General features: G+C 34.8%; 16 protein-coding genes and 1 pseudogene. 7 read left to right on the top strand and 10 right to left on the bottom strand.

What is annotated here, in order from left to right; all coding sequences use genetic code 11:
• The first annotated feature begins 64 nt into the window (after positions 1–64).
• Positions 65–988, top strand: coding sequence for a type I pantothenate kinase (gene coaA, locus BCR26_RS01155; RefSeq protein WP_069697114.1), 924 nt, complete (start codon positions 65–67; stop codon positions 986–988).
• A gap of 130 nt (positions 989–1,118) precedes the next feature.
• Positions 1,119–2,675, top strand: coding sequence for a glutamine-hydrolyzing GMP synthase (guaA, locus tag BCR26_RS01160; RefSeq protein WP_069697115.1), 1,557 nt, complete (start codon positions 1,119–1,121; stop codon positions 2,673–2,675).
• Between the two features lie 104 nt (positions 2,676–2,779).
• Here guaA and BCR26_RS01165 read toward each other — a convergent pair whose 3' ends face one another.
• From BCR26_RS01165 to BCR26_RS01190, 5 genes are all read right to left on the bottom strand, one after another.
• The gene (locus BCR26_RS01165) at positions 2,780–3,352 is read right to left on the bottom strand and encodes a DUF6037 family protein (protein ID WP_069697116.1); all 573 of its coding nucleotides are present in this window, start codon (positions 3,350–3,352) and stop codon (positions 2,780–2,782) included.
• Positions 3,353–3,564: 212 nt separating this feature from the next.
• Positions 3,565–5,109 (bottom strand): site-specific integrase, encoded by a 1,545-nt coding sequence (locus tag BCR26_RS01175; protein ID WP_084386975.1) that lies wholly within the window; start codon positions 5,107–5,109, stop codon positions 3,565–3,567.
• Positions 5,093–5,311 carry a DUF3173 domain-containing protein gene (locus BCR26_RS01180; protein ID WP_069697118.1) on the bottom strand — a complete coding sequence of 73 codons (219 nt, stop codon included), beginning with the start codon at positions 5,309–5,311 and terminating at the stop codon, positions 5,093–5,095. The genes BCR26_RS01175 and BCR26_RS01180 overlap by 17 nt, the downstream gene beginning before the upstream one ends.
• A gap of 74 nt (positions 5,312–5,385) precedes the next feature.
• Complete coding sequence (locus BCR26_RS01185; RefSeq protein ID WP_245676894.1) at positions 5,386–6,477, bottom strand: replication initiation factor domain-containing protein; 1,092 nt, start codon at positions 6,475–6,477, stop codon at positions 5,386–5,388.
• 209 nt (positions 6,478–6,686) lie between these two features.
• Positions 6,687–7,163 (bottom strand): hypothetical protein, encoded by a 477-nt coding sequence (locus tag BCR26_RS01190; protein WP_069697120.1) that lies wholly within the window; start codon positions 7,161–7,163, stop codon positions 6,687–6,689.
• Between the two features lie 160 nt (positions 7,164–7,323).
• Here BCR26_RS01190 and BCR26_RS01195 point away from each other — a divergent pair, with 160 nt between their 5' ends.
• The 5 genes from BCR26_RS01195 (at position 7,324) to BCR26_RS01215 (ending at position 10,302) form a co-directional block, all read left to right on the top strand.
• Positions 7,324–7,947 (top strand): helix-turn-helix domain-containing protein, encoded by a 624-nt coding sequence (locus BCR26_RS01195; protein WP_069697121.1) that lies wholly within the window; start codon positions 7,324–7,326, stop codon positions 7,945–7,947.
• 134 nt (positions 7,948–8,081) lie between these two features.
• The gene (locus BCR26_RS01200; protein ID WP_069697122.1) at positions 8,082–8,477 is read left to right on the top strand and encodes a hypothetical protein; all 396 of its coding nucleotides are present in this window, start codon (positions 8,082–8,084) and stop codon (positions 8,475–8,477) included.
• Positions 8,477–9,697: an ATP synthase subunit B family protein gene (locus BCR26_RS01205; RefSeq protein ID WP_069697123.1), complete on the top strand. Its 1,221-nt coding sequence runs from the start codon at positions 8,477–8,479 to the stop codon at positions 9,695–9,697. Before BCR26_RS01200 ends, BCR26_RS01205 begins: the two co-directional genes overlap by 1 nt.
• Positions 9,698–9,711: 14 nt before the next feature.
• A complete protein-coding gene (locus BCR26_RS01210) occupies positions 9,712–10,020 on the top strand; it encodes a hypothetical protein (RefSeq protein ID WP_069697124.1) in 309 nt (102 codons plus the stop codon).
• Positions 10,021–10,032: 12 nt separating this feature from the next.
• Positions 10,033–10,302, top strand: coding sequence for a hypothetical protein (locus tag BCR26_RS01215; RefSeq protein ID WP_069697125.1), 270 nt, complete (start codon positions 10,033–10,035; stop codon positions 10,300–10,302).
• A gap of 241 nt (positions 10,303–10,543) precedes the next feature.
• Here the strand turns inward: BCR26_RS01215 and BCR26_RS01220 are convergent, their stop codons facing one another.
• From BCR26_RS01220 to BCR26_RS01240, 5 genes and pseudogenes are all read right to left on the bottom strand, one after another.
• On the bottom strand, positions 10,544–10,912 hold the full coding sequence (locus tag BCR26_RS01220; protein ID WP_069697126.1) for a hypothetical protein: 369 nt from the start codon (positions 10,910–10,912) through the stop codon (positions 10,544–10,546).
• A 226-nt stretch (positions 10,913–11,138) separates the two neighbouring features.
• A complete protein-coding gene (locus BCR26_RS01225; RefSeq protein WP_069697127.1) occupies positions 11,139–11,471 on the bottom strand; it encodes a hypothetical protein in 333 nt (110 codons plus the stop codon).
• Positions 11,472–11,489: 18 nt separating this feature from the next.
• Complete coding sequence (locus BCR26_RS01230; RefSeq protein ID WP_069697128.1) at positions 11,490–12,497, bottom strand: EndoU domain-containing protein; 1,008 nt, start codon at positions 12,495–12,497, stop codon at positions 11,490–11,492.
• A 204-nt stretch (positions 12,498–12,701) separates the two neighbouring features.
• A complete protein-coding gene (locus BCR26_RS01235) occupies positions 12,702–13,073 on the bottom strand; it encodes a hypothetical protein (protein ID WP_069697129.1) in 372 nt (123 codons plus the stop codon).
• A 14-nt stretch (positions 13,074–13,087) separates the two neighbouring features.
• Positions 13,088–14,090, bottom strand: a pseudogene (locus BCR26_RS01240) (hypothetical protein); the annotation flags it as partial.

Below are 14,090 nucleotides of genomic sequence, written 5' to 3' on the forward strand. Positions count from 1 at the left end.
TGGATAGAAGGAAATTATGTTAAAATGTACAAGAGTTTAAATGTTGGTTTTTGTGGAGGAATCGATGGACAACAAAATGAATTTTTATCGTATTTCTCGTGAAGAATGGCAAGGCTTCTATCGTGATGGCAAAGCACCACTAACTGAAGCTGAATTAGAAAGCATTAAAGGGTTTAATGACCAGATTTCTTTAAAGGATGTACAGGATATTTATGTTCCCCTTACTCACTTGATTCATTTATACATGAAAGAATTTGAATCGCTAACAGTAAGTAAAGGCTTGTTTTTGCATGAATATGTGCCAGTCCCCCCGTTTATTATCGGAATTGCTGGAAGTGTAGCCGTTGGGAAAAGTACCACTGCTCGGTTATTACAAACAATTCTTGCTCGCACATTCAAACGAAGAAATGTACAATTAATTACAACCGATGGCTTCTTATACCCAAATAAAGTTTTGGAAGAAAAAGGCCTTATGGATCGCAAAGGATTTCCGGAAAGTTACGACATGGAACGCTTAATCACGTTTCTAAATGAAGTCAAAAGCGGCCAAGAAGAAATCAAAGCTCCTTTATATTCTCACAGTGTCTACGACATTATTGAAAATGAATACGAGATTATTCAACAGCCAGATATCCTGATTGTTGAAGGTATCAATACTTTGCAACTGCCTGCAAACCAACAGATTTATATCAGCGACTTTTTTGACTTTTCTGTCTTTGTGGATGCAGAGTCAGAACTTATCAGAAAATGGTACTTAGATCGTTTTGGCGCCTTGTTGGATACGGCTTTCTTAGAGCCTGATAACTATTACTATCAATATGCTATTGGTGACAGAGAAGAAGCCTTTACTATGGCTAAAAATGTCTGGAAAACCATCAACCTAAAAAACTTGGAAGAATATATTTTACCAACCCGCGAACGGGCGGACTTGATTCTTCATAAGACAGACAATCATATTATTGATGAAATTTTCCTACGTAAATATTAGAACAAAAAAGTAGACGAATTTTTCGCGCTTAAAAAGTTTTTTTGCTACAATCAATTATAATTTCTAAATTGCTATAGTTTTACTATATATAGCAATTTAAGATAAATCTAAATGAATAGGGGTAATACACGTGACCAACGTTGCCGATTTGACAACTGTCGAAAAAATTATTGTTTTAGACTTCGGTAGTCAATACAATCAATTGATTACACGCCGTATCCGTGAGTTTGGTGTTTTTTCAGAACTACTAAGCCACAGAACAACAGCCGAAGAAATTCGTAAAATGAACCCAAAAGGAATCATCTTTTCAGGTGGACCTAACAGTGTCTACGATGATAATGCCTTCCGCATTGACCCAGAGATCTATGAATTAGGAATTCCGATTCTAGGTATTTGCTACGGTATGCAACTTATGACGTACAATTTAGGTGGAAAAGTAGAACCTGCCGATAACCGCGAATACGGAAAAGCAGAGTTAGACCTACTAAACGCTGGATCTCCTTTATTCAAAGAAACACCTACTAAGCAAACCGTTTGGATGAGTCACGGTGATTTAGTTACTGCTATTCCAACAGGTTTTGAAAAAGTTGCCACAAGCAAAGACTGCCCTATCGCTTCTATCCAAGATGAAACTCGTCAATTCTTTGGCGTTCAATTCCATCCAGAAGTGAATCATTCTGAATACGGAAACCTATTGTTACGTCATTTTGCCTTTGATATTTGTCATTGTGAAGGAAACTGGACAATGGATAATTTCATTGACATGGAAGTTGCAAAAGTTCGCGAAAAAGTAGGCGACAAAAAAGTCTTACTTGCTTTATCAGGCGGAGTAGATTCCAGCGTTGTTGGCGTTTTACTACAAAAAGCAATCGGGGATCAATTAACCTGTATCTTTGTCGATCACGGTTTATTGCGTAAAAATGAAGGCGATCAAGTAATGGAAATGTTAGGCGGTAAATTCGGTCTAAACATTATCCGTGTTGATGCTCAAGACCGCTTCTTAAATAAATTAGCTGGCGTTTCTGATCCAGAAGTAAAACGCAAAATCATCGGTAATGAATTCGTTTATGTCTTTGATGATGAAGCAACAAAGCTTAAGGGGATTGACTTCCTTGCACAAGGAACGTTATATACTGATGTCATCGAAAGTGGGACAGAAACGGCTCAAACGATTAAATCCCATCATAACGTTGGTGGATTACCAGAAGATATGCAATTTGAACTAATCGAACCTTTAAACACTTTATTTAAAGATGAAGTTCGTGCCTTAGGAACACAGCTAGGTATGCCTGACAGCATCGTTTGGCGCCAACCGTTCCCTGGACCAGGTTTGGGCATTCGTGTGCTTGGCGAAATAACTGCTGAAAAATTAGAAATCGTTCGCGAATCAGATGCCATCTTACGTGAAGAAATCGTTAATGCTGGCCTAGACCGTGACGTTTGGCAATATTTCACCGTTTTACCGGGAATTCGTAGTGTGGGTGTTATGGGCGATGGTCGTACGTACGACTATACTGTCGGCATTCGCGCAGTCACTTCAATTGATGGTATGACTGCTGACTTTGCCAGAATCCCATGGGATGTCTTACAGAAAATTTCTGTGAGAATTGTCAACGAAGTCGCTCATGTGAATCGGATTGTTTATGATATTACAAGTAAACCACCTGCAACTGTGGAGTGGGAATAAGATAAAAAGCTTTGGAAACTCTTATTTATAGGGATTTCCAAGGCTTTTCTTTTGTCTGTGATAACAATTTGATAACAGTTTATTTTATTTCAAAATAATCTATATCATTTACTTACATATTCTTGAGGGGAAAAATAGTCCTTTCTTTTTTCAGGTACGTTTGTCCAACAAGAGCTTATATTATGTTTTTTACAAAATTCATAAGTTGATTCTCCCAAATATTGTTTAGTTTTTTCGAAATTTTGTGCCTTTCTAGTATTATAAGTTTGCCATCCACAAAAATATATTTTATCTGACTCAGGTACATCAATTTTTTTATACTGGGCAATTTCATGTGGTTGAACATTAGATTTACTGTATTTAGAAGGGATTTTCTGTGCAAAATACTGCAAAAATTTATAAGAAGTCAGACCTTCTTTACTTGGTTTCAGATTAAGTATGGTGCATAACTTATAAAATACCTCATCAGGAAGTGACTCTAATTGAAATCCTGCTCGTAGCTTCAACACAAAACTATAATTTTTATCTACGACTCCAAATAATAATTCAAATGGTGTACTATCAATAAAAAAAATAACTTCAAATGTAACTCCATTATACGTAAAACGAAACTTTTCTTTTGTAACCTCATTTTTTCTCATATCCAACAATAATGGTTTAATTTCCAACAACTTCATAAATTCATAGCCCCCTCAGTCTTAGTACTAATATATTTATCTTACTTAACGAGCTAAATTACGTCAACTGATTTCTACCGCACTTCCGTTTGCTAAACTCGATTTTTCATAAAGAAATACAAACCATTTCTTTATGAAAAATCAAGTGCTATTGGTTAGATTGAGTTTGAACTAAAAAGAGATACTCCTTACTGGAATACCCCCTCATCTGATTATGCAGGTTGTTTTTTCTTAATACTGATTCCTTCCGCTTTAAAGGAAAGAGCGATAAATCCATTTTGTACGTAAGGGTTACAGTTGACCCCTTCTAACGTTACAAAAGTTTCTCCTGCCTTGTCTAGCTCACTCTGAGTGATAATTGGTTCTGAACTTGAGACAGATACCCGAATACTCTTGTATTTTTTGTCTTTCATGAGAAGCTCATACGTGTAACCATCAATTTCTCCTGTACGCTCATTTTTTCCCGTCACTTCATTTTTTTCATATTTTGGTTTAGGTGATACCTCCACCAAAAGTAATTCTCTTCCCAATTGTCCGACTAAATCAAAATCTTTCATTTTCCATTCTGCCATGTTCCATTCCCTCTTTCTTGATATATTGGTTGCCCTGAAAGGCTTTTTCTTTTCTTCTATTTCTTTATTTTGTTTCCAGACTAAGACATGGGTTAGTTTTGTCGCAACTTCCCGATTCATATTTGGGTATAAATGTCCATAGGTGCCTAATGTTGTTTTAATATCCTCATGCCCTAAACGATCTTTGATGATTAAAGGATTTTCTCCCATTGAAATCAGTAGTGACGCATGAGAATGCCGTAATCCGTGAATACGTATCGGGTGAATCCCTGCCAATTCCGCATGACGGTGGATAATGTGTCGTACCGTATGTTTATTGGTTGGTAGTCCATTATACGAAAGAACGTAGGTTGTTCCTTGTATATTCTTTTGTTGGATAGCCTGCCATTCTCTTAAATAAGAAATCGTTGTGTCATCCAGTGCCACAAGGCGCTTACTTGCTCGTGTTTTTGTTTCTACAACATAAAATTCTTTTGCATTTTTGTAGAACATTGATTTACTAATAGACAGTGTTTTTTCATCAAACTGAATATCAGTTTCCCATTGTAGCGCTTGGGCTTCTCCAAAACGCATACCCGTCATAAAAAACAGCCACAACACCATAAACGAAAAATGTTCATAATAATCGTTGCGATCAAACGTAGAAAGTATCTGTTCAAATTCCGCTTTTGTCCAAAAATCAACGGCCGCTTTTACTTTTTTCACATTTCCCACTGTTTTTGCAGGGTTCTGAGGAATCATCCCCAATTTGTATGCTCGTTCCAAACTCATGGAGAACAAGCCATAGATATTCCTCACATAGGCATTACTCATTATTTTCATTAGCTCATTCTGCCACTTTTGTATGAGTATCGGTGTAATTGCTGACACTTTCTTTTTGTAAAACGGCTTAAAGTGTATCTGCATAGAGGATAAACGATTCTGATATGTCCGTTCTTTTACTCTACCTTGATACCATGGTAGAAAAATACTTTCAAAGTATTCACCATAGCTCATGGTACTATTGGTTTTAAATGCCATTTTTCCATAGTCGTTCATCAACTCGTTATAGGCTTGTACAGCTTCTTTCCGTGTATTAAACCCACGTTTCAATTTTTGAATTCTCTTCCCTGTCACGTCATCAAATCCAAGGCTAGCGACATAATAGTAGGTTCCCTTTTTCTTATCTTTATACACATTCGCCATGGACAGCTACCTCTTTTGAAATTTCCAAAGTGATACCTAAAATATGTTCTACTGCATGAACGGGTACCCGCCCTAACCGGCGACTTTTGTAATAATCAAAACCTTCTTGTACCATATAATTCTTGGCTAATCGAATAATTGTTTGTGATTGACTGGTGCCAAATCCCAGTTGAATCAATTCCTCTTTTGTAATAGTAATCAATTAAATTCTCCTATCTTCCTTCCATTGATTACCCTTCCTGTGCTATACTTAAAGTGTCGAGTCTTAAGTGGAGCTTAGGAAGAGGTCTCGTTGGACTTTTTTTCTAAGTTCTCTTTTTTTGTTTGGTCATAGACGAGTTCTATTAATTCCTCTCGCCCAATATCTATCAAATGGTCAGCGATTTTTTTCGCTAAAGAACGGGTATACTTTGTTTCTGCTACTAAGTTATCCAGTTGCTCCAAATGTCCTAATGCTTCATATTCTGCTAAAAATCGAAACGCTTTGATTCCTGCTAATCCACCACCATGAATCAACCAGTCTTGTGTGTTAGTCAAACCAGTAACTTCATACACCCGTGAAAGGTGAAGAGGCTGAATGTTGCCTAAGTAACGTTCCCATGGTCGCCAAACCTTCTCCCATGTATCATCTGTGTAAAATGTTAGCTCGTCTTTTACCACACCTCGTATCAGCTCTTCTAACGATCGTTCGTCAAAGGCGATTACTTTTGCCATAGAATGAGCGACTTGCCTTTTCAACTCAATTTCAAGCCGTTTCCATGACCCTATTTCTTCTACAGCACAATGTTTTTGCTTGGCTGTTTCTAAATCCTTATCATAAATACGAAACATCACATCTGATTTTCTCCTACCAATATAGAGCGTAAAGCTTTTTTTATTCCCTATTGCTGTACTTTGGAAAACATCAGGTTTACGATTTCGAGAATAGAACTGTTTTTTCTCTGTCTTGGCGATTAATTGTTTCACTGTAAAATAGGGTTGTTCATTGCGATCATCTAAGGCAACATCCAATCGTTTCACTTCAAAGAAACCGTCAAAGTAGCGAAATAACCGCTGAAAAAAATTACGCCAAGTAAGACCCATTGCCTGCAATAAGCGCTCATAGACGGTACAGCCTTCTCCACTCAATACTAAGTAACATTCCAAATTTCCTGTCTTGGGTGTTTCCTCCGTAAAGACTTTAATAGAACCGTATGTGTAACAAATGTCATAGGGTTTGTGTTTCACTCGTCCATTCTCAATCAGAAAGCAAGCAAGGTCAATTTGTAAGGCAGTGGTTAACACTTCCTCGATTTCCCAACCGTGAAAGACTATCTGGAGCCAGTCAATTTTAGCAGTCACAAATTCTCTGCTTCTCGTCTCTTCCACCTCCATTTTGCGCCAAAATCGTGCAGGCATTTTGTAGATACAAAGCCTTTTACAGCAAGGGTTTCACACTAGTTACAGGTGGTTTACACAGTGCTATTAGAGAACACTGTGTCTCCGCTTCGCAAGCGAAGCTCCCTCTTGCCATCTTTCCTACGCTCCATCCGTCGGGCTATGCCTTGAGGCTCGCCCTCGGTGTAACGGGAAAGCTGTCAAGAATTCTTTCGTTTAAATGGTTTATCCATTTTGCCTGTTTCAACTGCTTCAATCCGCTGTTCTAGCTTATTCACTCTCTGCACCATCAGGTGCCATTGTCGTTCAAGCGACTGGATAGATTTTGTTTGTTTTTGCCTTTCTCCATCTAACGTCTGAATCGCTTCTATTAACTTGTCAAAGAGCTGTTTGTGCTGTTCTTCTATAGATATCTGCTTTTTTTCTTCCTTGAATACAGAAAGAATCGCTTCTTTAACTGGATGTCCTCGATTTCGAAGAACAGAAACTTGACGAAATTTTTCTATATCTGCTTCTGAAAACTGATAGATTTTTGTGTAGCTTGTCGCCCCAACTTGCTTTGTTTTTCGTTTGAACGAAACATGGCACAATTCTTCTGCCAACTTCCGCCATCTATGAAAGGTTGATACACTATTCAATCCTTCAACCAATGAAACAACTTCTTCTGCTTCATACATTTTCTCACCTCTTACCCTCTTTCTCTTTCCAAAGAGAAATTAATTTAGTATAATACTTTAGAAGAGAAATTTATTTCCTCTAGCTATATATCAGAGCAATTTTATTCCCCTGTCAATAATTAACGGAAAAATATTTCCTCAATAGAAAGAAGTTGAAAAAATGTCAGATAGCTATATTAATTACACCTCTATATTTAATAACTTTAGTAAAAATATGCGAAATAAAAGACTAGAGTTGAATATGTCTCAAAAAAAATTAGCTCAAATTGTAGGTGTATCAGCAAAAACGATTCAAAATTACGAAAACAGAAATACTGTTCCTAATTCAGTAGTCATGGAAGCAATTGCAACTGCTCTAGGTTTATCTTTAGAAAAAATAATTGACGATGATGAAAACACAAAAAGAAAATTACAAATCGCAAAATATTTAGACTACATGGACAAAAATGGTGTCTACTATCGTCATTTAGAAGGCTTAGATATAGCTGGATTGATTTATGATAAAGTTGATTTTAAAAAGAGGGTTGCTGATGGGATCGAAGATGAAAAACTAGATATAATTCTAAAAGGAAAGCTAGACATTACAAGAGAAGAAAAAATAGAACTAATTGAGCTTATATTTGATTCAAAAATAAAGGATGAATTAAAGAGAGCTGAAACGCAAATTGAAAAAAGATTTGAGGACTATGCTACAGGATTTCGTGCTATTCGTGCAAATGATATGTCAATTTTAGAAAAAAATGATTACTTTTCAAATGACGAATATGAAGATGATTTTTTATAACCTTACTTTTACTTACATTTTCAAACTAAACATTTACTCTATGTGATTTATTTGAGATAATTAATTTTTAGAACGATTCTATATACGTATATATTCTTATACTAATAACTTGATACATTGAGGAGTGTGATACTTTGAAAAAGAAAACTTGGTTTATTGGTTTAATTTTACTTATACTAATTGGAGGTGTTGGGTTCATGTGGTTTAAACAAAACGAAGCAGAACGAAAAGAACAAGAAATGGTAAGAATGGAAACAATTACGGCGAAACAAATTAAAAATACTTTTGCGAATGTGACAAAAGTTGAGTTTTCTGAGGAATACGGCGAAAATACATTAACAGGTTATACAGAGGTGATGGTTAAATTATCAACTAGTTATGGCGTAAATTCAGAGATTGGGGTCAGTATGTCTCTAAACAATAAATCAAAAACTCTTAGATCATATGATGGAGGTTCTGAATTTGAAATAGGTACTACAGAAAACAAAATAAAAGTTACCTTTTCTAATGGAACAGAGGTGAGTTTATAATGGCAACAGAAGAAGAATTAAGAGATTTAAATAATCGGGTTTATAGGGTGGATCCAAATTACAAAGATAATGGGAATAAAATTCAATATACAGATAAAGCTGATAAAGATTTGAAGGAAAATGAAAGGAATAGCCTTACCGCAGGTGCCCAAAAATTTAAAGTATTATCAGTAAAAGACGGCGATTATGGATTTCAAGGAATGGCAGTAGCGCCAATAGTAAATGGTGTTCCCGATGTATCACAAGTAACAGTTGTTGCTGCTGGAACTTATCCTAGTGACAACAAAGATCTTAAATCTGCTGCAAAAGGACTATCTCCGAATGGCTCCCCTCAAGATGACGTGGCTTTAAAGTATGTTGGTGACCTTATTTCTAATCACCCAGATTGGACAATTAATCAGTTATCAGGGTATTCACAGTCTGCTTATATGTTGAAAGTTGGCGCTCATTTTGGTATTCCTACAACGGTATTTAGTGGGTGGTTCCAATACGGCTCGTTAACGGAAGCAGAAGAAAAATTCATGAAAGAGAATCCTCATTTATTTTTGAATTATCGACAAAAGAATGATGATGTAACAAAATGGAACGATTTTAATACTCGTTGGGGAAATAGTGATGATTTTGGTACAATTGTTTGGGTAGATGGCAATAGTCATAAATTAGAAAGTTGGGACTTTGATGAAAAAACAGGGCAATTAAAAATCCCCGATAGTTTGGGAAATTCTGAAGGAGCAATGATTCAGCAAAGCCATTTTATTATGCGTGGATTTTTAGCTCAATTGACAATGTTAGACCAATTAAAAGCAAAACTAACAACTAGTGGTGGAGCTCTTTCGAAAAATGAAAAAATCTATTTGGACGACCAACAAGCATTATTAGCTGTTAATACTGGGCGATCTGCTTATCAAAATGCAATGGCAAATGCTATAAAAGTGTATCAGAATGCAATTACAGAGGCGGAAGAGATTTGGCAAGAAACGTTAAGGGAAGCACGCGCTCAGCTAGAGGAATTATCTGATAATGAAATGAAGGATAGTTTATCCGCAGTAGGTGCCACTGAACAGCGAATAGTAGGGGAACCAACAGAATTTTTTCAGCAAAAAATCAATAAAGCAAAAACGATGGATGAAAAATTCGAGTCATTATCTAAAGAAATTAAAAGTAAAATTAATGAACTTGTTCAACTAGATCAGCAATTAGCTCAACAACTACGGTCTTAAAAAGGAGCGAAAACATGAAAGAAGAACAGATGACAGCAGATTATCAGCGAAAACGCCGTACACTAGAAGAGGATGAAGATATTCTAAAAAGTACGCAACGAAAAGGAGAACAGTTGATCCAAGAAACATTGTCAGATATTTATCGTATTGTTCAACAGTCAGCTGTAGATAGTGAACCCTTTGATCGTGCAAGACAGGCAATTATGCAAATAGAAAATGACTATCATGAGGAGCTATCAAGAGCGAAAAAACAAGTTTATCTTCAACAAGAAGAACTTGAACAAGACTATCGAAAGGATCTTCAGAAAACAGATGGAGAATAAGGGTTTACTACGTTGGAAGAACTCGCAAAAAAACTATTAAAAGAGTTAAAAAAGAATTTAGAGAAAATACGTGTCCAAGCGATTGGTTCAGCAAAAATACAGAAATCTCATACTAAGAAACAAGAGGCTGAGAAACAAGGTCAAACAGCAATAGAAAGTGCTAAAACGGCATTGTCTTCTTCCTCTCAAACTTTAGAAGGTGCTGTTAAAGGGCAGTTTGGAAAAAAAGTAACAGAAACTTTTGAGAAGCAACAACAAACTTTAGATAAGCTATCTTCTTAGCATTCATAATTAAATTGATAACACTTTGATAACACTCTACTAAAATTGAGTACATTTTAAACAAACTCAAATCACTTAAAATAGCGTAAATTCAACTAATACGTATTGTACAAAACTAATTTATTTTTGAGTGGGAATAATTAAAAGAACCGTGAATCCTTTGCTATTAAAGGGTTTCACGGTTTATTTTTTGTAGGTGCAACCATTTTGCAACCAATAGACCTATTTAAATGTATAATTATCAATCGTTATCAATTAATTTAATTAACTCTTCTCTTTTTTGTTTCCAATTCAAAACAATCGTTTTAAATTGTTCTAATGACAGAATCACTAATGGATAAACATCTTCTTCATCTACCATATCTTCAAATAAATCATAGATAGTTACCTGATTTTCTGTAATTTCTGCAAGACTTCTCTCGCTACCAATTTTTTGAATCAAACTATGTTTATCTTCTACCAATTTTATATCTCTTAAAATGTCGTCAAGTGTGATAGATAAGTGATCTACATTTAATAAATCTTCTAAAGCAATATATTCTTTGTCAAAACCAATTGTAGGATGTTTAGTAAAGCCTTTTGCATCAAATATGCCATATTCGATATTCATATTTTTTTATGCTCCTTCTAAAATTTTAGAAATGCAGAAATAATTTTCCTATCTTTTCCAAGATACATTATTATCTCCAGACCATCATCTAAACTTCCTATATAAACATTACCTTTGTCTAAAACTTTAACTTACCCGAATCTAATCCCCATCTACCAACTTCTAAGGTCTCTCAATCGAAATTACCTAGTAAACAAAGCTTGAAATCTTACAATCGATTATGCTCTTAAACCTCAAAATTTATATAATCTTTAATAACCTTTTTTAAATCTGTAATAGAAATATTAATGCTAGGAAATACATCAGAATCATCTACTAACCCTTCAAATAAATCATAAATTTCTACGCCTGTTTTTTTAATAACAAAAATTGCTCGCTCAGTACCAATTTCTGCTTGCTCTTCGATCCCTGAATCAACTAAATCTATCTTTTCTAGTATATCATCCAATGTAATAGAATAGAGGGAAATCGTATTTAAAACTTCCTGTAATCCTATAAAACGCTCATCTGGAAAAAGAATTATTTTTTTTTGATTTTCAAGTTTAACAGTATATTCCATAAAAAGCACCTCTTTTTTTTAATATTTAGGGAAAGCGGAAATAATTTTCCCATCTTTTCCAATAAACATTGATATAGTAAATCCTTCTTTTGTTACACCAGTGTATGTGTTAAATGAACCAACTTCAAATTTTCTGTTTTTATATGCCTCATTAATAGAATCTACTACTTTTTGTGAACTCCAATCATCTGGAAAGAAAGTGGATTTCCCTCCATTTCCACCTTTCAATACACCATCTACTTCTACTTTTGCTTCATAGACTCCATACTTATTAGGAGCTGTTTTAGTGCCATCTATAATTTTCCCGATACTACCATCAATTGTATCAACATGATAACCAGAAGCCCCACGTTTTGTTAGTTCTCCTTCAAATACATGTTTTAATGATTTATCAGTAAAAACATCCGTGTTTTTCAGTTTTTTAAGGTCATCCAGAGTTTCAATATTTTTAGCTACTTTTGTAGCATCTTTCCCTCGATCCATCGTCTTAACTGTATCTGCTGACTTTTCAAAATCTTTTAGTATTTGCCATTCTTTTGCACTTAACTTGATGGCGTCCATGCTATGTTCGCCTTTTGCTAGAAGCTTCGCTGTTTTGAGAAAATCTTTCACTTTATCTGGTGGTAAAATAGACAACAGTAGAAAAATACTTGAGGAAGAACGTTGTAGTTTGGTTGAGTCTTTATCTAGAATAATTTCTACATCATCTAAATTCATCAATATTTTAAAGATTTCAGGTCCATATTCCTTAAACAACTCCACATTATGCACTCGAAACATCTCTTGCAGTTCTTTGGTTTTTTTCGTGTCTTTCTTGCCATTGACATAGACTTCATAAATAGGACGTTCCCCATCCGTATTTATGACAATTTCTTCCCGCATTTTTGGTTGTTTTTGGTTAAACGCTTTTAATGTTTTATACCATGCTTTGTTAGCAAAGTCTATCTTTTTATAGCCTTCTTTGCCTCCTGCAAAATTGCCTGCTGTTCCTAAGAATGCTACGCCTTCGCCTACAGAAGATATCACGGATTGAACCTCCGAAAAATCATTGCCGTGGGCATTTTCAAAGGGTTTCTCAAAAAAGATATTAGCTTTTTAAGCACTAATATCTTTTTATTTCATTGTAATATTTTACGGAAACTACTTTGTACATCAAAAAACATTAAAAACGATTAAATATAGCTTTCGAATTTCTAATTTTTTAATGCCCGCTGAACAATATAAATGTTTTTACTCACTAATAAAGCTCACATCTTGACATACAATTTTTAAAAATTCATTTTCATCATCTATCGTAAATAGTTTTATACAAATCTGTTTATCTAATTCTTCAACTAAAACTTTAGTCAGTGTAAACTGACTGACATTTAATTCATAATCATTTAATTCATAAGTTTTTTTCGACATTGAATAATTAAGGTCTGTACAATTTCTAAATAGTAAAAGAAGATGTTCTTCTTCCTTTTCAGTAAAAAAATAATCCACAATTAGCTTGAAATCTTTTAAATTATCTTCGAATGAAATATACTCTATTACGCTATCCGTTAAATCATAGTTATAAAACTTATCTTGTACTGTCAATAAATTATCTTCAAATTTCAACAATAAAACCTCCATTAATTAAAATAAAAATGTGTTAAATCCCTTACTTCTTGTCTAGTAGCACCAGATGGAAATTTACCTGTATCGTCTATATAGTTCCCACCCTTATTTTGTACTCTAAAGTATGGTTTTCCAGTTGCTGGAGAACCATGTAGCCTTATTTTTTCTCCCGTAGCAGGATTAACTAAAATTGTAGCGGGACCACTTTTACTTCCACCATTCTCAATAGTTTTCATCCAACCTTGTAATTCTAAACTATCAGTAAGTTGGTTAGGTGTATAATTTTTACCTATTTTAGAAAAATCCTTGCTTTCCCATTTAATTTTAGAAACATCTTTCCCTAGATCAATCGTCTTAACGGTATCTGCTGACTTTTCAAAATCTTTTAGTATTTGCCATTCTTTTGCACTTAACTTAATGGCATCCATGCTATGTTCGCCTTTTGCCAATAGCTTCGCTGTTTTGAGAAAATCTTTCACTTTATCTGGTGGTAAAATAGACAACAGTAGAAAAACACTTGAAGAAGAACGTTGCATAGTTGTGGAATCTTTATCTAAAATAATTTCTACATCATCTAAATTCATCAATATTTTAAAGATTTCAGGTCCATATTCCTTAAACAACTCCACATTATGCACTCGAAACATCTCTTGTAATTCTTTGGTTTTCTTCGTGTCTTTCTTGCCATTGACATAGACTTCATAAATAGGACGTTCCCCATCCGTATTTATGACAATTTCTTCCCGCATTTTTGGTTGTTTCTGGTTGAACGCTTTTAATGTTTTATACCATGCTTTGTTAGCAAAGTCTATCTTTTTATAGCCTTCTTTGCCTCCTACAAAATTGCCAGCAGTTCCTAAAAATGCGACTCCTTCACCTACAGAGGATATCACAGATTGAACCTCCGCAAAATCATTGCTGTGGGCATTTTCAAAGGCTTGGTATTTCTCTAGGATTTCAATCTTTTTAGCGGTTCCTAACATACTTTGGCGGTTGAAAAATTGATTCACAAAGGGC

The organism is Enterococcus rivorum (assembly GCF_001742285.1).
Lineage (GTDB): Bacteria > Bacillota > Bacilli > Lactobacillales > Enterococcaceae > Enterococcus_L > Enterococcus_L rivorum.